Below are 19,646 nucleotides of genomic sequence, written 5' to 3' on the forward strand. Positions count from 1 at the left end.
CCCCTCCAGCGGCTTGACCTCCGCCGAACATGGCGGAAACACACGTCAACACTGCGTATCCACTCGATGAACCCGATGTGCGGACGACCGGGACCCGCGAGTATCGTCGCCAGCTGCACCGTCAGCTCGACAGGTCGACCGACCGCGTCCCACCGGAGGAACCGTTGTCCCGTCTCGCGATCATCAAGGCAGTGCTCGGGCCGGTCATGCGCCTGATGTTCCGCCCCCGCGTGGAGGGCGCCGAGAACATCCCGGGGACCGGTCCCGTGATCCTCGCGGGGAACCACCTCACCTTCATCGACTCGATGATCATGCCGATCTGCCTGGACCGCCCGGTCTACTTCATCGGCAAGGACGAGTACGTGACGGGCAAGGGCCTCAAGGGCTGGGCGATGGCCTGGTTCTTCACCAGCGTCGGCATGATCCCGGTGGACCGGGACGGCGGCCGCGGCGGTGTCGCGGCGCTGATGACCGGACGCCGGGTCCTGGAGGAGGGCAAGATCTTCTCGATCTACCCGGAGGGCACCCGCTCCCCCGACGGCCGCCTGTACCGGGGCCGTACGGGCATCGCCCGGCTGACGCTCATGACGGGCGCGCCGGTGGTGCCGTTCGCGATGATCGGCACGGACAAGATCCAGCCCGGCGGCGCCGGGTTCCCGCGACCGGGCAGGGTGACGGTCCGCTTCGGCGAGGCGATGGAGTTCTCGCGGTACGACGGGATGGACCGCGACCGGTACGTGCTGCGGGCGGTGACGGACTCGGTGATGGCCGAGGTGATGCGGCTGTCCGGGCAGGAGTACGTGGACATGTACGCGACGAAGGCGAAGGCCGCGTAGGGCCCGTCCGGCGGTCTCGTATACGCGTGAACGCGTGAAGGTGCCCCGTACGGCGATCGGCCGTACGGGGCACCTTCGCGTTTCCGGGTGCGTCAGTGGCTGACGCCGTCCTCCAGCTTCTGGCCCTTCAGGAGGAACCAGGCGGCGACGGCGGCCGCGAGGAGGAACGCCGCGCCGACCCCGGCGGCGATGCGCAGGCCGTCGACGAAGGCGTCCTGGGCGGCGGTCACCAGGGCGGTGGCCTCGTCCGGGGCGAGGGCGCCGGCGGCCTCCACCGCGCCGCCGAGGGACTCGTGGGCGGCCGAGGCGACACCGGAGGGGACGCCGGCCGGGGTCGCGAAGCCTCGGTAGACACCCGTCACGATCGAGCCGAGGACGGCGATGCCGAGGGCGGCGCCGAGCTCGTACGCGGTCTCGGAGACGGCGGAGGCCGCGCCGGCCTGTTCCTTCGGGACGCTGGACAGGATCACGTCGGCGGTGACGGTGAAGGCGAAGCCACTGCCCACACCGACGACGAGGAGGCTCGCGCCGAGCATCGGGTAGCCGGTGGACTGGTCGATGCTCGTCAGGACGGCGAGGGAGAGTCCGATGGCGGCGAGACCGCCCGCCACGACCGACCGCACGGAGAACCGGCGGGCGACGAGACCGGCGGCGAGACCGGCCGTGACGGCACCGATCGCGGCGGGGAGCTCGGCGAGACCGGCCTCCAGGGGCTGGCGGCCCTGGACCAGCTGGAGGAACTGGGAGAGGAAGAAGACCAGACCGGAGAGGCCGAGGATGGTCAGGAGGTCGGCGAGGACGGCGCCGGAGAAGCCGCGGTGGCGGAACAGGCGCATGTCCAGGAGCGGGATGGGCAGGGTGAGCTGCCTGCGGACGAACCCGGTCAGGGCGGCGACACCGGCGAGGGCGGCCACGACCGCGTCGAGGGAGAGGCCGTGGGAGGCCAGTTCCTTGATCGCGTAGACGACGCCGATCATGCCGACGAGGGAGAGGGCGACGCTGGGGAGGTCCCAGGGGCCCGAGTTCGGGTTCTTCGACTCGGGGATCAGCTTCGCGCCGACGACGACCAGGACGGCCATGACGGGCAGGTTGATGAGGAAGACCGAGCCCCACCAGAAGTGCTCCAGGAGGAACCCGCCGACGACCGGTCCGACGGCCATGCCGGCCGAGGCCATGGCGCCCCAGATGCCGATGGCGAGGCTGCGCTCGCGCGGGTCGTGGAAGAGGTTGCGGATGAGCGCCAGGGTGGACGGCATGAGGGTCGCGCCGGCGACGCCGAGGAGGGCGCGGGCGACGATCATCATCTCGGGGCTGGTCGCGTAGGCGTTCAGGACCGAGACGGCGCCGAAGGCGGTGGCGCCGATGAGCAGCAGCTTCTTGCGGCCGATGCGGTCGCCGAGGCTGCCCATGGAGACGAGGAGTCCGGCGATGACGAAGGAGTAGACGTCGCCGATCCAGAGGAGCTGGGTGCCGGTGGGCTTGAGGTCCTCGGAGAGGAACGGGGTCGCGAGGCCCAGGACCGTGGCGTCGACGGCCACGAGCAGGACGGCCAGGACGAGGACGGAAAGGGCGAGCCACCGGCCGGGGCGGGGTCCGCCCTCGATATGGCTCTTGGTCGTGAGGGTGCTGGTGGTCACTTCTCCACGCTCCTGCGCGCTCCGCCGAGCAGCAGCTCGACGATCATGTACTGGAAGTCCTTGGCGGCGACCCGGCCGTCCTGCACGGCCCAGGCGCCGGAACCGATGAGCCCGTAGAGGGCCTCGGTGAGCCAGGCGGGGGTCAGGTCGATCCGGAAGACGCCCTGTTCCTGGCCGCGCCGGAAGAGGTCGGAGACCCGGGTGTCGAGGCGTTCCCAGCCGTCGTTCATCTGGTCGCCCTCGAAGAGCTGGTTCTCGGTCACGAGGAACGAGAGCAGCGGAGCGACGGACTCCACCTCGGCGACGAGCCGGCGCACGGCCTCGTCGGCCGGGCCCTCGGCGGTGCGGGCCCGGTCGTGGGCCGCCTCCAGCTCCTGGATCCCGAGCTCTTCGAGCGCCCGCACGAGGGCGTCGCGCCCGGCGAAGTACCGGTGCAGCGTGGCCCGGCCGATCCCGGCGGCCCGTGCGACCTCGTCCATGGTGGCGGTCGACTTGCGGGAGAGCAGGGCGGCGGCGCTGCGGAGCACCTGGGTGCGACGGTCATCGGACATGAGACGACCATACACCGAATGAGACACTAATGTCTCACCCGAGACGTGGTTGACCAAAAAAGACAGCGCCGCCGCCCTCCCGGGGGAGAGCGGCGGCGCTGTCGGCCGAGCGGGGGGACTACTTCTTGGCGTCGGCCCAGGCGTGCTGGATGACCAGGTCGGCCTTGACCTCGACGAGCTGGACGGCGACGGCCGAGGGGGCCGTGCCCCCGCGGCCGTCGCGGGAGGCGAGGGCGCCGGGGACGTTGAGGACCGTGCGGACCTCGGGGGTGAGGTGCTCGGAGATCTTGGCGAACTGCTCGTCCGAGAGCTCGTCGAGCTCCTTGCCCTCCGACTCGGCGACCTTCACGCACTCGCCGGCCACCTCGTGCGCCACCCGGAACGGCACGCCCTGCTTCACCAGCCACTCGGCGATGTCCGTCGCGAGGGAGAATCCGGCCGGGGCCAGCTCCTCCATGCGCTCGCGGTTCACCGTGAGGGTGGCCATCATGCCGGTGAAGGCCGGAAGCAGGACCTCCAGTTGGTCGCAGGAGTCGAAGACCGGCTCCTTGTCCTCCTGGAGGTCGCGGTTGTACGCGAGCGGGAGCGCCTTCAGGGTGGCGAGGAGGCCCGTCAGGTTGCCGATGAGGCGGCCCGACTTGCCCCGCGCCAGTTCGGCGATGTCCGGGTTCTTCTTCTGCGGCATGATCGACGAGCCGGTGGAGAAGGCGTCGTGGAGGGTCACGAAGGAGAACTCCTTCGTGTTCCAGATGATGATCTCCTCCGCGATACGCGAGAGGTTCACGCCGATCATCGCCGTGATGAAGGCGAACTCGGCGACGAAGTCGCGGGAGGCCGTGCCGTCGATCGAGTTGCCGGCCGAGCCGCGCTCGAAGCCGAGGTCCTTGGCGACCGCCTCCGGGTCGAGACCGAGCGAGGAGCCCGCGAGGGCGCCGGAGCCGTACGGGGAGACGGCCGTCCGGGTGTCCCACTGGCGCAGCCGCTCGGCGTCCCGGGAGAGGGACTGGACGTGGGCCAGGACGTGGTGGGCGAAGAGCACCGGCTGGGCGTGCTGGAGGTGCGTACGGCCCGGCATGGCGACGTCCGCGTGGGCCTCGGCGAGGCCGACGAGCGCGTCCTGGAGCTCGGCGACCAGGCCGCCGATGATCCGGGCGTGGTCCCGCAGGTACATCCGGAAGAGCGTCGCGACCTGGTCGTTCCGCGAGCGGCCGGCGCGCAGCTTGCCGCCGAGGTCGGCGCCGAGGCGCTCCAGGAGGCCGCGCTCCAGGGCGGTGTGGACGTCCTCGTCGGCGATGGTGCCGACGAAGGAGCCGTCGGCGACGTCCGCCTCCAGCTGGTCGAGTCCGGCGAGCATGCGGGTCAGCTCGTCCTCGGTGAGCAGGCCCGCCTTGTGCAGCACGCGCGCGTGGGCACGGGAACCGGCGATGTCGTACGGCGCGAGGCGCCAGTCGAAGTGAACCGACGCGGACAGCTTCGCGAGGGCCTCGGCGGGACCGTCGGCGAAGCGCCCGCCCCAGAGCCGGACGTCACCGTTGTTGCTGCTCACTGCTGCTCCCGTTCGGACGTGGGCGGATGACACGAGGTCGAGCTTGATAGGCATAACTATGCGGACCGCCGTATGTTTTGTCAATTGCGGTCCGTGTGCCCCGACGAAAACCGGGAGCACGCGCGCGGGCCTCTTCTCTAGGCTCCGGCCATGGACGACACGGACACCGCCGCGGCCGACCGCCTGGCGGGCGGCCTCCCGCCGCACGCGGTGATCGACACCTCGGACGCCGCCGCCTGGACGGGGCTCGACCTCGCCGTGCGCGAGCGCGCCCGAACCAGCCCGTCCGCGCTGCCGCGCACGACCTGGGCGCCCCGCCGCCGCTTCGGCTGGGCCTGGGACGCTCCCCTGCCCGCCGTGGACCTGCGGCCCCGCGAGCCCGACGAGTCCGCCGTCGCCGTCGCGCTCTGCCACGCCGACGGCCGGATCCGCGAGGCGGCCCTCCGGCACGCGGCCCGCCTTCCCGCACCGACCCTGCGCCCGCTCCTCCCCCTCGTGGCGATCCGCTGCGCGGACTGGGCCGAGCCGGTCCGCGAGGTCGCCCGCGACCTGCTGCGCTCCACCCTGCCCTCCGTCGGGCCCGAGGCGATCGGCGTCCTGGCGGCGGTCATCCTGCGGACCTCCGCGCGCCGCTACGGCGGGGCCGCCCGCACGCATCTGGAGGACACGCTCCGGGAGAGCCCCGTGCCCGTCCTCGACGCCGTCCTCGCGAGCAGGGACCGGGCGACCCGCCGCCTGGCGCACCGCATCGCCGTCGAGCGAGGGCGCCTCTCCCCCGAGCTGTGCGCCCTGACGGCGGCCACCGACCCCGACGTGGTGATCCAGGACCTCTGCGCGACCGGCGCGGTGGCCCAGGCGACCCCTTCGAACGCGCGCGAGCTCCTCGCGCCCCTGCTGCGCTCCGCGCACGGCCGCGTCCGCGCGGCCGGCGTGACGGCACTGCGCCGGGCCGGGCTCCCGCAGGACGCCGAGGCCCACCTCGTCGACCGTTCGGCCCTGGTGCGGGCCTGCGCCCGGTACGTGCTCCGGCAGTCGGGCGTCGAGACGGCCCCGCTCTACCGGGCGCTCTGCTCGGGCGACGCGGTGCCCGCACCGGCGCCCCTCGGCCTCGCCGAGTGCGGCACGCGCGAGGACGTCGCCCTGTTGTGGCCGCTCACGGAACACCCTGTCTCCGGCGTCCGCGCCCACGCGGTGGCGGGACTGCGCGTCCTGGAGACGCCGGGCGCCCTGCGCCTGCTGCCGCTGCTCGACGACCCCTCCCCCAGGGTCGTACGGGAGACGGTGACCGCCCTCGTACCGTGGTCGGAGCGGCTGCCCGTGGACGAGCTGCGGGCACGGCTCGGAGCGGAGAACGCGAGGCACGTGCGCGTGGGGGCGTACCGGCTGCTGACCGCCACGTGCGCCGAGGCCGAGCTGCGCGAGATCTCCTGGCCGCTGCTCGACGACGCCGAGCCGAAGCTGGCGGCGCACGCCCGCGCCGTGCTCTGCCGCTGACGCGCCGGGTCCGCGCCCGCGCTTCGGGGCCAACGGGCTCGCCGAAGGGGCGACGCGGCGCCGGGGGACGTCCACGACGCCGACCGGACTCTTCCGGCTGCCGTACGCCTTCGGGGTCGCGCCCGCGCCGACGGGGAACTCGTCCCGCTACGCGCGCGTGACACGGCGGTCCCGGTGGTGGCAGGACGCGACTCGCGCGCGTACAACCGCTGCGTGGAGGGGCTGCCGAAGGACTGCCGGCCCGCCGACGCCGAGCACCTCGTCACGTACGACCCTCGGTACGCGCACGCGCTCGCCGTCGGGTTCACCTGCGGCCGGCCGGTGCGGGCGCGGGGCCGGGATCTTCCTGCACCTCAACGGGCGCGGTGCGACCGCCGGTTGCGTCTCGGTGCCGCTGGGTCCATGCGAGCGGTGCCCGCCTGGGCGGACCCGGCTCGTTCACCGCACATCGCCGTCGGGACCGGGAACGGTCCGACGGCGATCACGCGCTGTGAGGAACGTCCGCGGCTACTTCTGCGCCAGCTTCAGCAGGTGGTCGGCGAGGGCCTGACCGCCCGTCGGGTCGCGGCTGATCAGGAGCAGGGTGTCGTCGCCGGCGATCGAACCGAGGATGGCGTTCAGTTCGGCCTGGTCGATGGCCGACGCGAGGAACTGGGCCGCGCCCGGCGGGGTCCGCAGGACCACGAGGTTCGCGGACGCCTCGGCGGAGATCAGCAGTTCACCGGAGAGGCGCCGCATGCGCTCCTCCTTGGCGGACTCGCCGAGCGGCGCCTGCGGGGTGCGGAAGCCGCCCTCGCTGGGGACCGCGTAGATGAGTTCGCCGCCGGTGTTGCGGATCTTCACCGCGCCGAGCTCGTCGAGGTCACGGCTGAGCGTCGCCTGGGTGACGCTCAGTCCGTCGTCCGCGAGGAGCTTGGCGAGCTGGCTCTGCGAGCGCACCGGCTGCCGGTTGAGGATGTCGACGATCCTGCGGTGGCGTGCGGTGCGGGTCTGCGGAACGGACGGCCCGCCGTGCTCGTTCTCCTGCGCGTCGGTCATCGTCGTCTCATTCTCCGCTTCGTCCTTGCCCGTTCGCCACGTCGAGGACACCGGGCAGCGCCTCGACGAAGGCGTCCGCCTCGGCGTCGGTGAGGACCAGCGGAGGCATGATCCGCACGACGTCGGGGGCGGGCGCGTTGACCAGGAAGCCGGCGTCCTGAGCCGCCTGCTGCACCTGGGGTGCGAGGGGCTCGGTAAGCACGATACCCAGCAAGAGGCCCGCACCACGGACGTGGGAGACCAGCGGGTGGCCCAGATCCTCGATTCCCTGGCGCAGCCGCTCCCCCACCGCCTTGACGTGGTCGAGGGCGGCGTCGGCCCCGAGGACGTCGAGGACGGCGAGTCCGGCGGCGCAGGCGATCGGGTTGCCGCCGAAGGTCGTGCCGTGGTGGCCGGGGGCGAAGAGCTCCGCGGCCTCGCCGAAGGCGACGGTCGCGCCGAGCGGCAGACCGCCCCCGAGGCCCTTGGCGAGGGTGACGACGTCGGGCTCGACGCCCTCGTGGGCCTGGTACTCGAACCAGTGACCGCAGCGGCCGATGCCGGTCTGGACCTCGTCGAGGACGAGGAGCGTGCCGGTGGCGCGGGTGATCTCGCGGGCCGCCCTCAGGTAGCCGGCGGGCGGGACGACGACGCCGTTCTCGCCCTGGATCGGCTCGATGACGACGAGCGCGGTCTCCTCGGTGACGGCGGCGCGCAGGGCCTCCGCGTCCCCGTACGGGACGTGGGTGACGTCGCCGGGCAGCGGCAGGAAGGGGGCCTGCTTGCCGGGCTGGCCGGTGAGCGCGAGGGCGCCCATGGTCCGGCCGTGGAAGCCGCCCTCGGTGGCGACCATGTGGGTCCGACCGGTGAGCCGGCCGATCTTGAACGCGGCCTCGTTGGCCTCGGCGCCCGAGTTGCAGAAGAAGACCCTGCCGGGGCGGCCGAAGAGGGAGAGCAGCCGCTCGGCGAGGGCGACGGGCGGCTCGGCGACGAAGAGGTTGGAGACGTGGCCGAGGCTGCGGACCTGGCGGCTGACGGCCTCGACGACCGCCGGGTGGGCGTGGCCGAGGGCGTTGACGGCGATGCCGCCGACGAAGTCCGCGTACTCCTTGCCGTCGGCGTCCCAGACCTTGGCGCCCTCACCGCGGACGAGCGGCAGCCTGGGCGTGCCGTAGTTGTCCATGAGGGAGCCCTGCCACCGCTGGGTCAGCTCCGTGTTGCCGCCGTTGCCGCTCATTTCGCCCCCTGGTCGTCCGGCACGACCATCGTGCCGATGCCCTCGTCGGTGAAGATCTCCAGCAGGATCGAGTGCTGGACCCGGCCGTCGATCACGCGGGCCGTGGTGACCCCGTTCCGTACGGCGTGCAGGCAGCCCTCCATCTTGGGGGCCATGCCGCTGGAGAGCTCGGGCAGGAGCTTCTCCAGCTGGCTCGCCGTGAGCCGGCTGATGACCTCGTCGCTGTTCGGCCAGTCCTCGTAGAGGCCCTCGACGTCGGTCAGGACCATCAGCGTTTCGGCGCCCAGCGCCGCAGCGAGTGCCGCAGCCGCCGTATCAGCATTGACGTTGTAGACATGTCCGTCGTCCTGGGAGCGGGCGATGGAGGAGATCACCGGGATCCGGCCGTCCTCCAGGAGCGCCTCTATGGCGCCGGTGTCGATGGCGGTGATCTCGCCGACCCGGCCGATGTCGACCGTCTCGCCGTCGATGACCGGCCGGTGCTTGGTGGCGGTGATGGTGTGCGCGTCCTCGCCGGTGAGACCGACGGCGAGCGGGCCGTGCTGGTTGAGCAGCCCGACGAGCTCGCGCTGGACCTGGCCCGCGAGCACCATCCGGACGACGTCCATCGCCTCGGGGGTGGTGACCCGCAGGCCCGCCTTGAACTCGCTGACCAGGCCGGCCTGGTCCAGGGCGGCGTTGATCTGGGGGCCGCCGCCGTGCACGACGACCGGCTTCAGGCCGGCGTGGTGCAGGAAGACGATGTCCTGGGCGAACGCGGACTTGAGGTCGTCGTCGATCATCGCGTTGCCGCCGAACTTGACCACGACGGTCTTGCCGTGGTGGCGGGTGAGCCAGGGCAGCGCCTCGATGAGGATCTGGGCCTTCGGGAGGGCGGTGTGCTTCCGCGCGGTCTGCGTCATGACGAGTACGCGCTGTTCTCGTGGACGTAGTCGGCGGTGAGGTCGTTCGCCCAGATGACGGCGGACTCGGTGCCGGCGGCGAGGTCGGCGGTGATGGTGACCTCCCGGTAGCGCATGTCGACGAGGTCGCGGTCCTCGCCGACCGAGCCGTTCTTGCAGACCCAGACGCCGTTGATGGCGACGTTGAGCCGGTCGGGCTCGAAGGCGGCCCGGGTGGTGCCGATGGCGGAGAGGACACGGCCCCAGTTGGGGTCCTCGCCGTGGATGGCGCACTTGAGGAGGTTGTTGCGGGCGATGGAGCGGCCCACCTCGACGGCGTCGTCCTCGGTCGCCGCGTTCACGACCTCGATGCGGATGTCCTTGCTGGCGCCCTCGGCGTCGCCGATGAGCTGGCGGGCGAGGTCGTCGCAGACGGCCCGTACGGCCTCGGTGAAGGCGTCCTGCGCGGGCGTGACGCCGGAGGCGCCGGAGGCGAGGAGCAGGACGGTGTCGTTGGTGGACATGCAGCCGTCGGAGTCGACCCGGTCGAAGGTGACGCGGGTGGCTCCCCGGAGCGCGTCGTCGAGGCCCTTGGCGTCGACGTCGGCGTCCGTGGTGAGGACGACGAGCATGGTGGCGAGGCCGGGGGCGAGCATGCCCGCGCCCTTGGCCATCCCGCCGACGGTCCAGCCGTCCCGGGAGGCCACGGCCGTCTTGTGGACGGTGTCGGTGGTCTTGATGGCGATGGCGGCCTTGTCGCCGCCGTGCTCGGAGAGCTCGGCCGCGGCCGTCTCGACGCCGGGGAGGAGCTTGTCCATGGGGAGGAGGACGCCGATGAGGCCGGTGGAGGCGACGGCGACCTCGCCGGCGCCGACCTCGGTGCCCCGGCCGCTGAGGACCTCGGCGACCTTCTCGGCGGTGGCGTGGGTGTCCTGGAAGCCCTGCGGGCCGGTGCAGGCGTTGGCCCCGCCGGAGTTGAGGACGACGGCGGTCAGCTCGCCGTCGGCGAGGACCTGCTGGGACCAGACGACGGGGGCGGCCTTGACGCGGTTGGAGGTGAAGACTCCCGCGGCGGCGCGGCGGGGCCCGGTGTTGACCACGAGGGCCAGGTCCGGGTTGCCGTTCTGCTTGATCCCGGCGGCGATGCCCGCCGCCGTGAATCCCTTCGCTGCGGTCACGCTCACGGCGCAACTCCAATCGTGGAAAGTCCGGTGTCCTCGGGGAGGCCCAGGGCGATGTTCATGCTCTGCACCGCACCGCCGGCGGTGCCCTTGGTGAGGTTGTCGATGGCGCTGATGGCGATGATCCGGTTCGCGGCGGCGTCGTACGTGACCTGCACCTGAACGGCGTTCGAACCGTAGACGGACGCCGTCGCGGGCCACTGGCCCTCGGGCAGGAGGTGGACGAAGGGCTCGTCCGCGTACGCCTTCTCGTACGCCGCCCGTACGGCCTCGGCGGTGACGCCGGGCTTCGCGGAGGCGGTGCAGGTGGCGAGGATGCCGCGGGGCATCGGGGCCAGGGTCGGCGTGAAGGAGACGGTGACCCGCTCCCCCGCCGGACCGCTGAGGTTCTGGATCATCTCGGGGGTGTGGCGGTGGCCGCCGCCGACGCCGTACGGGGACATGTTGCCCATCACCTCGCTGCCGAGGAGGTGCGGCTTGGCGGCCTTGCCGGCGCCGGAGGTGCCGGAGGCGGCGACGATGACCGCCTCGGGCTGGGCGAGACCGCTCCCGTACGCCGGGAAGAGCGCGAGCGAGACGGCGGTCGGGTAGCAGCCGGGGACGGCGACGCGCTTGGAGCCCTCCAGGGCCGTGCGGGCGCCGGGCAGTTCGGGGAGGCCGTAGGGCCAGGTGCCGGCGTGCGGGGAGCCGTAGTACGTCTCCCAGTCGGCCGGGTCCTTGAGGCGGAAGTCGGCGCCCATGTCGACGACGAGCACGTCGTCGCCGAGCTGCTCGGCGACGGCGGCCGACTGGCCGTGCGGGAGCGCCAGGAAGACGACATCGTGCCCGGCGAGTTCCCCGGCCTCCGTCGGCGCGAGGACACGGTCGGCGAGCGGCAGCAGGTGCGGCTGGAGGGCGCCCAGCTTCTGGCCGGCGTTGGAGTGGCCGGTCAGGGTGCCGATCTCGACGTGGGGGTGGGCGAGGAGCAGACGCAGGAGTTCCCCGCCCGCGTACCCGCTCGCACCAGCGACCGCCACTCGCACCTTCATCGCTCTCGTCTCCGCTGCCATCGAAACCCTCCTCATGGATGGCATGACTATACGTGCGCCCGCAGGTTTATGCAACGAGTCGCCGACGTGCCCTCGGGAATGACCGGATGGCCGGATGGCGTGTGTGGCGCGAAGGGCCGGGGCTCGTCAACCCGGCGTGACGGGGGCGCGGCCCGGAGGGTGTGTCCGGGTCGCTTCGGGGAGAAGGGAGGGGAATCCCCGAGGCGCGGGACGGGCGGGCCCGCCTACTCTCGAGACATGATCATCAACGCGCGGAACGACCTGCTCATGGTCGGGCCGGCCGGCGGCGGCTGGCACTTCGAGCCGGCGCGGGATCCGGAGAATCCCGTCGAGCCCGCCCCGACCGTCGAGGACCTGTTCGTCGTGCATCTCGGGGCGCCCGTCGAGGAGGAGCAGGTCGAGCGCCTGATAGCCGCCGGGGGGACGCGGGTGGCCGCGCACAATCCGTACTGGGACGAGTTCGGCGTCACCGTGGTCGACCCCGACGGCTATCAGCTCGTGCTCTGCTCGCGCACCTGGGGGTGAGGGCTCAGCGCCGGTCGTCGCGGTCGGGCCGGCGCACGGCCCGCAGGACCACGAACTTCGCGTCGCTCGCGACCAGCTCGCTGTTGCCGAAGATCCGGCGCAGGGTCACGTGGTAGCCGAGGTGGCGGTTGCCGATGACCCAGAGCTCGCCGCCGGGCCGCAGGGCGCGCCGGGCGTCGCTGAACATCCGGCGGGCGGTGCGGTCGGTGGTGGCCTGGTGGCTGTGGAACGGCGGGTTGTTCAGCACCAGGTCGAAGGAGCCCGCGGGCAGGTCGGTGAGCCCGTCGCCGACGACGAACTCGACGCGGTGGTCGTCTCCGACGTGGGCGCGGAAGTTCTCGCGGGCGGAGGCCACCGCGGGGTAGGACTCGTCGGCGAGGACGAGCTCCGCGTCGGGCTCGGAGAGGGCGATGGCGAGGCCGACTACGCCGTTGCCGCAGCCGAGGTCGGCGACGCGGGCCCGGCCGAGGTCGCCGGGGAGGTTCTTGAGGAAGAACCGGGTGCCGATGTCGAGGCGGTCGGCGCAGAAGACACCGGCGTGGTTGGTGACGGTCAGACCGGGAAGGCCGGGCGCGGGGGTGTCCGCCGGCAGGTCGTACCGGTACGGCCACGGGTTCGGGCCCGGGGCGACGGCCGGGTCCGGGGTGGCGTGGATCAGCCGGGCCTTCTTCACCGCGAGGGAGGTGCGGGTCGGGCCGACGATCCGCTCGAAGAGGCGGAGCGTGGAGGTGTGGATCTCCTTGACCATGCCGGTGCCGATGACGACGGTGCCCTCGTGCACGGCGGGGGCGAGCCGGTGCAGCTGGTCCTCCAGGAGCGCGAGGCTCTTGGGGACGCGTACGAGGAGGACGTCGATCCGCTCGGGCGGCGGGTCCTGGGTGGTCAGCAGGCGTACGGCCCCGGGGGCGGCTCCGGCGCGCGCGAGGTTGGCGCGGGTGGCCTGCTGGCCGAGGTACGAGTCGGTGATCTGGACGACCTCGGCCGGGCCCGCGGCCTGCACGGCGGTGGCGAGGGCCCCCCAGCGGTCGCCGACGACGGCGACGGTGCCGGAGAGGTCGGTACCGCTCTCGGCCAGGTGGCCCAGGAGGTATTCGTCGGCCGCGTCCCAGGCGCGCAGCTGGTCGCGCGGGTCCTCGGGATAGCGGGTCAGCGTGAAGGCGCCCCATGACGTGGTCAAACGGTTCATCGTGGTCTCAGGCTAGCCGGTCGCGGTCGGATCCACCGCCGCGCGCGGCTCCCCGGGGCCCGCGGGGGCGGCCCCCCGGTGCCTGGGGGGGGCGGCTCAGCGCAGGGCCGCGTCGAGCTGGAGGTGCCAGAGGCCGGGGCGGCCGGCGAGGGTGACGGTGGAGAGCGGCCGGACGTCGACGTTCCAGTAGGTGGCCGGCGGGGCCTTGAGGGCGTAGACGAGGGCGGCGCGGACCACGGAGGGTTCGGCGACGGCGACGATGGCCCCGTCGTCGGCGGGGCGGGTGTCGAGCCAGTTCCCTATCCGGGTGATGAAGGCGAGGAGGGGTTCGCCGCCGTGCGGGGCGCTGCGGGCGTCGGTGAGCCAGGCGTCGACGGCGGCCGGTTCGAGGGCGGCGACCTCGGCGAGGGTGAGGCCGCGCCAGCGGCCCATGTCGCACTCGCGCAGCGCGGGCTGGACGAGGGGGGCGTAGCCGAGGGCGGTGCCGGTGGCGCGGGCGCGCGGAGTCGGGGAGCAGTAGCGGAGTTCGGCCGCGCCCAGCGGGATCAGCGCGGGCGCGGCGACCTGCACCTCGTACCAGCCGGCCTCGTCGAGCGGCCGGTCGTCGTCGAAGCGTTCGGCGAGCAGGGAGGAGCTGCGCGCCGCTGTGACGAGCGTCACTCGAAGACCCATGGCCGCGATCGTGAGGCCGGTGGCCCCTTCGGTCAAGAGGTCGATTCCCGGGACCGGAGGGGCGCCGGGTCACTGCTGCCCGAGAGCCATCCACTTGTCCGGGTTCTGGAGTGGCGTGAAACCGACCTTCTCGTACACGCCGTGGGCGTCGGCGGTGGCCAGCATGATCCGGCGGAGCCCGTACACCGCGAGGTGGTCGCGGACGGCGGCGACGAGGGCGGTGCCCAGGCCGGTGCCGCGTGCCGGGCGGTCGACGTAGACGTCGCAGAGCCAGGCGAAGGTGGCGTAGTCGGTGACGACGCGGGCGTAGGCGGCGATCTCGCCGGTGTCGGCGCGGTAGGCGCCGAAGTTCAGCGAGCCGGCCATGGCCGCCTCGTGCTTCGCGCGAGGTCGGCCGTGGGCCCAGTAGGAGTCGGTGGAGAGCCAGTGGTGGACGCGGTCCGCGTCGATCCGCGCGGGATCGGCTGAGATCTCGTACGCCCCGTGCATGACGGGGGCGGTGGGGTCGGCGGGGGTCGCGGTGTCGTTCATGGCGGGAGGGTCGCAGGACGGCGGGGACCGTGTCACGCGGTTTTGCCGGGGGCAGGGGCCGGCCGGTGGAGCGGCCGGCTCCCGCCCCCCGGGCGGGGCGGGGCTCAGGCGGTGAGCTCGTCGGTGGCCGCGCGCAGCCGGCGCACGCCCTCCGCGATCTCGACGGGGCCCGCGACACCCGCGAAACTCAGCCGGATGTGCCCGGCGGGGGGTTCGGCGCAGAAGTACGGGCGGCCGGGGGCCACCGAGACGCCTGCGCGCAGGGCGGTGGCGAGGAGCGCGGCCTCGGGCAGGGCGTCGGGGAGGCGCAGCCAGAGGTGGTACCCGCCGGAGGGGACGTAGGGAAGGGCGAACTCGGGGAGGTGGCGGGCGACGGCGGCGGTCATGACCTCGCGGCGGCTCCTCAGCTCCTGGGAGACGGCCCGCAGGTGGCGGGGCCAGGCCGGGGAGCCGACGAGTTCGAGCGCGGCCTCCTGGAGGGGCCGGGGCACGAAGAAGCTGTCGACGACCTGGATGGCGCGCAGCCGCTCCAGGACGGGGCCCCGGGCGGCGAGGGCGCCGACGCGCAGGCTGGGCGAGGTGGGCTTGGTGAGCGAGCAGACGTGGACGACGACGCCGTCGGGGTCCTCGGCGGCGAGCGTCGGGGGCAGCGGTCCGGCGTCCTCGTGGGCCATGCGGCGGGCGAAGTCGTCCTCGACGACGAAGGCCCCGGCGGCGCGGGCGATGCGGACGACCTCGCGGCGGCGCTCGGGCGGGAGCGCGGTGCCCGTCGGGTTCTGGAAGAGCGGCTGGCAGACGAGGACCCTGGCGCCGGTGGCCCGGAAGGCGGCTTCGAGGAGGTCGGGGCGGACGCCGTCGGCGTCGGCCGGTACGGGGACGGGGCGGCAGCCGGAGGCGCGGGCGACGGCGAGCATGCCGGGGTAGGTCGGCGACTCGACGAGGACGGGGGTGCCGGGCGGCGCGAGCGCGCGCAGGGCGGTGGTGAGGGCGGACTGCCCGCCCGCGGTGATGAGCACCTCGGCGGCGGTGACGCTGCCGCCGATCTCGCGGGCGAACCAGGCGCGCAGTTCGGGCAGGCCGTCGGCGGGCGGCCGGGTCCAGGCGCCGGGGCGGCGCCCGGCGCGGGCGAGGGCGGCGGCGAGTGCCTGCTCGGGCATGAGGGAGGGGTGCAGGTAGCCGCCGTTGAACTCGATCACCCCGGGCGGCGGCGGGGCGAGGGTGACGAGGACGCCGGAGGCGTCGACGGAGCGCGGGACGATCTCGGTGGCCGTGTCGGCGCTGAGCGCGAGCTCCTGCCAGGAGGTGTCCCCGGTGACGGGGGTGGCCGTGCGGGGTTCGGCGCGGAAGGCGCCGGCTCCGGGGCGGGTGACGACGAGGCCCTCGGCGGAGAGCTGGGCGAGGGCCCGGCTGACCGTCACCGGCGAGACGCGGAAGCGCTCGACGAGCGCCCGACTCGACGGCAGCTTTCCACCGGGAGAGTAGCGGTCGAGCTCCGCCCTCAGGGATTCCGCCAGTTCGGCCACACTGCTACGCTCATGCATGAGAGCACACGATAGCGCTACTACTCCTCGCGCGATAGCGGTCACGAGCGACACCGGCACCATGACCGGCACCGGCACCGGCACCGGCACCGGCACCGCGAGCGGGACGGGCGCCGGCACCACGACCGGAACCGGCACCGCCACCCGGACGCGCGGCACCCTGCTCGCCCTCCTCGGCGTGGTCGCCTTCTCGCTGACCTTCCCGTCCACCGTCTGGGGCCTGGAGAGCTTCGGCCCCTGGTCCCTGGTCGCCGTGCGCTCCACCCTCGCCGGGCTCGTCGCGGGCGCCTTCCTCCTCGCCGGCCGGGTGCCTCTGCCGGAGCGCCGCCACTGGGCCGGACTCGCCGTCGTCGCCGGAGGCGTGGTCGTAGGGTTCCCGCTCCTGACGACCCTGGCGCTCCAGACCTCCACCACCTCCCACGCCGCCGTCGTCGTGGGCCTGCTGCCGCTCACCACGGCGACCCTCGCCGCGGTCAGGACCGGCCGCCGCCCGTCCCGTACCTTCTGGGGCGCCGCCGTCGCCGGAGCCGCGGTGGTCATCGCCTTCACGGTCCAGCAGAGCGGTGGCGCGCTGTCCACGGGCGACCTCTACCTCTTCGGCGCGCTGCTCGTCTGCGCCGCCGGCTACACCGAGGGCGGGCGGCTCGCCGCCCTCATGCCGGGCTGGCAGGTCATCGGCTGGGCCCTGGTGTTCTGTCTGCCGCTGATGGTCGCCGCCTCGGCGGTCGCGCTGTCGGTCGAGCCGGTCCGCCTGGGCGTCCACGGCGTCATCGGCCTGATCTGGGTGGCCGCCGGATCCACCTTCTTCGGCCTGTACGTCTGGTACCGGGGGATGGCCGAGATCGGCATCCCCAAGGCGAGCCAGCTCCAGCTCGCCCAGCCGCTGCTGACCCTGTTCTGGTCGGTCTTCCTGCTCGGCGAGACCCTGCCCCTCGCCGCCCCGCTCGCCGCCGTCGGCGTCCTGGTCTGCATCGCGGTCACCCAGCGGGCCAAGAGCTGATCCGCCGGGCGAAGGGCCGTCGCGAGGGCCACAATGGCGAAAGGGGCTCCGATCAGGACACGGCACGTTCGCGAGGAGGTCATCCCGATGCAGGCGAGCGTGGGCGACAAGCTGCTGGTGCACGGCCGGACCGTCGGTCACCACGACCGTACGGCCAAGGTCCTCCAGGTACTGGGGGACGACGGCGCTCCCCCGTACCGTGTGAAGTTCGACGACGACGGCCACGAGGCCCTGATGTCCCCGGGCCCCGACACCGTCGTCCGTCATCAGCCGGAGGCGGAGAACCGCTGATTCCGGTTCAGGCCCGCTGGGCCCTGGTCAGCGGCGGACGGACCCGGGTCGGGTAGTGGTCGGCCACCACGGCGGCCATCGCCCCGGTCGCGTCCGCCGCGACCTCGCGCGCCGCGAAGAAGCCGTGCCCGCCGACCGACTGGTAGCGGTGGGCCAGCGCCAGGTGGCGTGACAGCTCCTTCGGGTCCTGCCAGGCGGCGGGCTGCGCGGGGTCGCCCGCCTTGTAGAGCGCCTCGCCGACGTACAGGTTGACGCCGGTCCCCCGGACGACCGCGTCCCACCAGGGCAGCAGCTTCGCGTAGTCGGCGGCGGGCAGGCCGATGTTCCAGTACAGCTGGGGCACCACGTAGTCGATCCACCCCTGCCGGATCCACTTGCGCGTGTCCGCGTACAGGTCGTCGTAGGTCTGCACGCCCGCGTTCGAGTCCGAGCCCTCCGGGTCGGTGGCCCTGTTCCGCCAGACGCCGAAGGGGCTGATCCCGAAGGACACGCCCTTCCGGGTCGCCTTGATCCGGGCCGCCGTCTCGGAGACCAGCAGGTCGATGTTGTTCCGCCGCCAGGACGCCCTGTCGGGGAAGCCCGCGCCGTACGCCGCGTACGTGGCGTCGTCGTCGAAGACCTGGCCGGCGACCGGGTACGGGTAGAAGTAGTCGTCCCAGTGCACGGCGTCGATCGCGTAGCGCCGTACCGCGTCCAGCATCGCGTCCTGGACGAAGCGGCGGACCGCGGGGACGCCGGGGTCGTAGTACAGCTTCCCGCCGTAGGGCACGACCCACTCCGGGTGGAGCCGGGCCGGGTGGTTCGCGACGAGCCGGGTCGGGTCGGTGTGGTTCGCCACCCGGTACGGGTTGAACCAGGCGTGCAGTTCGAGCCCGCGCGCATGGGCCTCCGTGACGGCCGTGCCCAGCGGGTCCCAGCCCGGATCGCGGCCCTGCGTGCCGGTCAGACACTGCGCCCAGGGCTCGTACGTGGAGGGCCACAGCGCGTCGGCGCTCGGCCTGACCTGGAGGATCACCGCGTTCAGGCGCCGCTTGACGGCCGTGTCGAGGTGGGCGAGGAGCTCGGTGCGCTGCGCGGCGGCGGTCAGGCCGGGGGCGGAGGGCCAGTCGCGGTTGGCGATCGTGGCCACCCAGACGCCCCGGAAGTCGCCGTGCGGGTACGGACCCTTCCTCGGCCGGACGCGGTGGGCGCCGTTCAGCGTCCGGGCCACGGACTCGACGGCAGGGGCCTCCGCGGCCATCGCCGTAGCGGCGAGGGCCACACCCGTGGCCCCCACAACGAATCCTCTTCTCCCGATATGACCCACTTCGCGCCCTTCCCTGTCGGATACGTCACACGCACCCGGACAGCATGCACGCTCCGGACGATCGATCATCGGTTAATGAGCGGTAACGTCGTGGCGTCGAGGTGGGCGCACCGGAATCACACGGGGCCCGCCGCCAGAGAAGAGCGAAAGGCACGAGGTGACGGACTCCATGGCCGACATTGAGCGCGTCGGAGTGGTGGGCTGCGGCCAGATGGGCGCGGGCATCGCAGAGGTGTGTGCCCGGAGCGGCCTCCAGGTGAAGGTCGCCGAGACCACCGGCGAGGCCCTCGAGCTCGGTCGCACCAGGCTCTACAACTCGCTGACGAAGGCCGCCGAACGCGGCAAGATCAGCGAGGAGGAGCGGGACGCGACGCTCTCCCGCCTCAGCTTCACGACCGACCTGGGCGAGTTCGCCGACCGCGACCTCGTCATCGAGGCCGTCGTGGAGAACGAGCAGGTCAAGACCGAGATCTTCCAGGTCCTCGACCAGGTGATCACGCGGCCGGACGCCATCCTGGCCTCGAACACCTCCTCCATCCCGCTGGTGAAGCTGGCAGTGGCGACCTCCCGCCCCGACCAGGTCATCGGCATCCACTTCTTCAACCCGGCCCCGGTGCAGAAGCTCGTCGAGCTGATCCCGGCCCTCACCACCTCCGAGGGCACGATCAGCCGCGCCCAGGCCTTCGCCGAGAAGGCGCTCGGCAAGCACGCGATCCGCGCGCAGGACCGCTCGGGCTTCGTCGTCAACGCGCTGCTCGTGCCGTACCTGCTCTCCGCGATCCGGATGTTCGAGTCGGGCATCGCGAGCCGCGAGGACATCGACAACGGCATGGAGTTCGGCTGCGCCCACCCGATGGGCCCGCTGAAGCTCTCCGACCTCATCGGTCTGGACACGATCGCCTCGATCGCCGACTCGATGTACACGGAGTTCAAGGAGCCCCTGTACGCCGCTCCCCCGCTGCTCCAGCGCATGGTGGACGCCGGCCGCCTCGGCCGGAAGACGGGTTCGGGCTTCTACCCGTACTCCTGACCTCCGCCTGGTCCCTGCCGGATCCCTGATCCCTCCCCCTCTGGCCTCACGGCCACCGGACGGCCCGCACCCCCGCACAGGTACGGGCCGTCCGGCCTTTCCGCGCCCGGCTCGACGCCCGGGGCCGTGCCCGGC

The 19,646-nt window shown here is 73.0% G+C and carries 19 protein-coding genes and 1 pseudogene; 7 read left to right on the plus strand and 13 right to left on the minus strand.

The window, feature by feature from the left end; genetic code table 11:
- Positions 1-164: 164 nt before the first annotated feature.
- Positions 165-836, plus strand: a complete 672-nt coding sequence (locus tag AB0G79_RS26750; RefSeq protein ID WP_360810689.1) for a lysophospholipid acyltransferase family protein — start codon at positions 165-167, stop codon at positions 834-836.
- Between the two features lie 92 nt (positions 837-928).
- Here the strand turns inward: AB0G79_RS26750 and AB0G79_RS26755 are convergent, their stop codons facing one another.
- The 3 genes from AB0G79_RS26755 to argH all read right to left on the minus strand — a co-directional run bounded on the left by AB0G79_RS26755 (position 929) and on the right by argH (position 4,570).
- A complete protein-coding gene (locus tag AB0G79_RS26755; protein WP_360810690.1) occupies positions 929-2,473 on the minus strand; it encodes an MFS transporter in 1,545 nt (514 codons plus the stop codon).
- Positions 2,470-3,024 (minus strand): helix-turn-helix domain-containing protein, encoded by a 555-nt coding sequence (locus AB0G79_RS26760; RefSeq protein ID WP_360810692.1) that lies wholly within the window; start codon positions 3,022-3,024, stop codon positions 2,470-2,472. The genes AB0G79_RS26755 and AB0G79_RS26760 overlap by 4 nt, the downstream gene beginning before the upstream one ends.
- 118 nt (positions 3,025-3,142) lie before the next feature.
- Positions 3,143-4,570: an argininosuccinate lyase gene (gene argH / locus AB0G79_RS26765; RefSeq protein WP_360810694.1), complete on the minus strand. Its 1,428-nt coding sequence runs from the start codon at positions 4,568-4,570 to the stop codon at positions 3,143-3,145.
- 150 nt (positions 4,571-4,720) lie between these two features.
- Here argH and AB0G79_RS26770 point away from each other — a divergent pair, with 150 nt between their 5' ends.
- Complete coding sequence (locus AB0G79_RS26770) at positions 4,721-6,064, plus strand: hypothetical protein (protein WP_360810696.1); 1,344 nt, start codon at positions 4,721-4,723, stop codon at positions 6,062-6,064.
- A gap of 19 nt (positions 6,065-6,083) precedes the next feature.
- A pseudogene (locus AB0G79_RS26775) lies at positions 6,084-6,553 on the plus strand (hypothetical protein); the annotation flags it as partial.
- 18 nt (positions 6,554-6,571) lie between these two features.
- On the opposite strand, the gene AB0G79_RS26780 reads toward AB0G79_RS26775, so the two are convergent.
- The 5 genes from AB0G79_RS26780 to argC are packed head-to-tail and all read right to left on the minus strand — an operon-like array spanning position 6,572 to position 11,408.
- On the minus strand, positions 6,572-7,102 hold the full coding sequence (locus AB0G79_RS26780) for an arginine repressor (RefSeq protein WP_360810698.1): 531 nt from the start codon (positions 7,100-7,102) through the stop codon (positions 6,572-6,574).
- A 7-nt stretch (positions 7,103-7,109) separates the two neighbouring features.
- Positions 7,110-8,318, minus strand: a complete 1,209-nt coding sequence (locus AB0G79_RS26785) for an acetylornithine transaminase (protein WP_360810700.1) — start codon at positions 8,316-8,318, stop codon at positions 7,110-7,112.
- Complete coding sequence (gene argB, locus AB0G79_RS26790) at positions 8,315-9,220, minus strand: acetylglutamate kinase (protein WP_360810702.1); 906 nt, start codon at positions 9,218-9,220, stop codon at positions 8,315-8,317. The genes AB0G79_RS26785 and argB overlap by 4 nt, the downstream gene beginning before the upstream one ends.
- Positions 9,217-10,383, minus strand: coding sequence for a bifunctional glutamate N-acetyltransferase/amino-acid acetyltransferase ArgJ (gene argJ / locus AB0G79_RS26795; RefSeq protein ID WP_360810704.1), 1,167 nt, complete (start codon positions 10,381-10,383; stop codon positions 9,217-9,219). The genes argB and argJ overlap by 4 nt, the downstream gene beginning before the upstream one ends.
- Positions 10,380-11,408, minus strand: coding sequence for an N-acetyl-gamma-glutamyl-phosphate reductase (gene argC / locus AB0G79_RS26800; protein WP_360810762.1), 1,029 nt, complete (start codon positions 11,406-11,408; stop codon positions 10,380-10,382). The genes argJ and argC overlap by 4 nt, the downstream gene beginning before the upstream one ends.
- 258 nt (positions 11,409-11,666) lie before the next feature.
- Here argC and AB0G79_RS26805 point away from each other — a divergent pair, with 258 nt between their 5' ends.
- Positions 11,667-11,954 carry a VOC family protein gene (locus AB0G79_RS26805; RefSeq protein ID WP_360810706.1) on the plus strand — a complete coding sequence of 96 codons (288 nt, stop codon included), beginning with the start codon at positions 11,667-11,669 and terminating at the stop codon, positions 11,952-11,954.
- Between the two features lie 4 nt (positions 11,955-11,958).
- On the opposite strand, the gene AB0G79_RS26810 is transcribed toward AB0G79_RS26805, so the two are convergent.
- The 4 genes from AB0G79_RS26810 to AB0G79_RS26825 form a co-directional block, all read right to left on the minus strand.
- On the minus strand, positions 11,959-13,140 hold the full coding sequence (locus AB0G79_RS26810) for a methyltransferase (protein ID WP_360810708.1): 1,182 nt from the start codon (positions 13,138-13,140) through the stop codon (positions 11,959-11,961).
- A gap of 96 nt (positions 13,141-13,236) precedes the next feature.
- Positions 13,237-13,812, minus strand: a complete 576-nt coding sequence (locus AB0G79_RS26815) for a histidine phosphatase family protein (RefSeq protein ID WP_360810710.1) — start codon at positions 13,810-13,812, stop codon at positions 13,237-13,239.
- Positions 13,813-13,881: 69 nt separating this feature from the next.
- Complete coding sequence (locus AB0G79_RS26820) at positions 13,882-14,343, minus strand: GNAT family N-acetyltransferase (protein WP_360810712.1); 462 nt, start codon at positions 14,341-14,343, stop codon at positions 13,882-13,884.
- A 104-nt stretch (positions 14,344-14,447) separates the two neighbouring features.
- Complete coding sequence (locus tag AB0G79_RS26825) at positions 14,448-15,884, minus strand: PLP-dependent aminotransferase family protein (protein ID WP_360810714.1); 1,437 nt, start codon at positions 15,882-15,884, stop codon at positions 14,448-14,450.
- Here AB0G79_RS26825 and AB0G79_RS26830 point away from each other — a divergent pair.
- Both AB0G79_RS26830 and AB0G79_RS26835 read left to right on the plus strand, forming a co-directional pair.
- Complete coding sequence (locus AB0G79_RS26830; protein ID WP_360810716.1) at positions 15,883-16,884, plus strand: DMT family transporter; 1,002 nt, start codon at positions 15,883-15,885, stop codon at positions 16,882-16,884. The two genes, AB0G79_RS26825 and AB0G79_RS26830, sit on opposite strands and share 2 nt — an antisense overlap.
- Before the next feature lie 87 nt (positions 16,885-16,971).
- Positions 16,972-17,175, plus strand: coding sequence for a DUF1918 domain-containing protein (locus AB0G79_RS26835; RefSeq protein ID WP_360810718.1), 204 nt, complete (start codon positions 16,972-16,974; stop codon positions 17,173-17,175).
- 7 nt (positions 17,176-17,182) lie between these two features.
- Here AB0G79_RS26835 and AB0G79_RS26840 read toward each other — a convergent pair whose 3' ends face one another.
- Entirely contained in the window at positions 17,183-18,481 is a 1,299-nt protein-coding gene (locus AB0G79_RS26840; RefSeq protein ID WP_360810720.1) for a family 10 glycosylhydrolase, read from the minus strand.
- Between the two features lie 169 nt (positions 18,482-18,650).
- Between AB0G79_RS26840 and AB0G79_RS26845 the strand changes: the two genes are divergently transcribed.
- Complete coding sequence (locus AB0G79_RS26845) at positions 18,651-19,511, plus strand: 3-hydroxybutyryl-CoA dehydrogenase (RefSeq protein ID WP_360810722.1); 861 nt, start codon at positions 18,651-18,653, stop codon at positions 19,509-19,511.
- Positions 19,512-19,646 lie beyond the last annotated feature (135 nt).

The sequence above is a fragment of the Streptomyces sp. NPDC020807 genome, assembly GCF_040641575.1.
GTDB lineage: Bacteria > Actinomycetota > Actinomycetes > Streptomycetales > Streptomycetaceae > Streptomyces.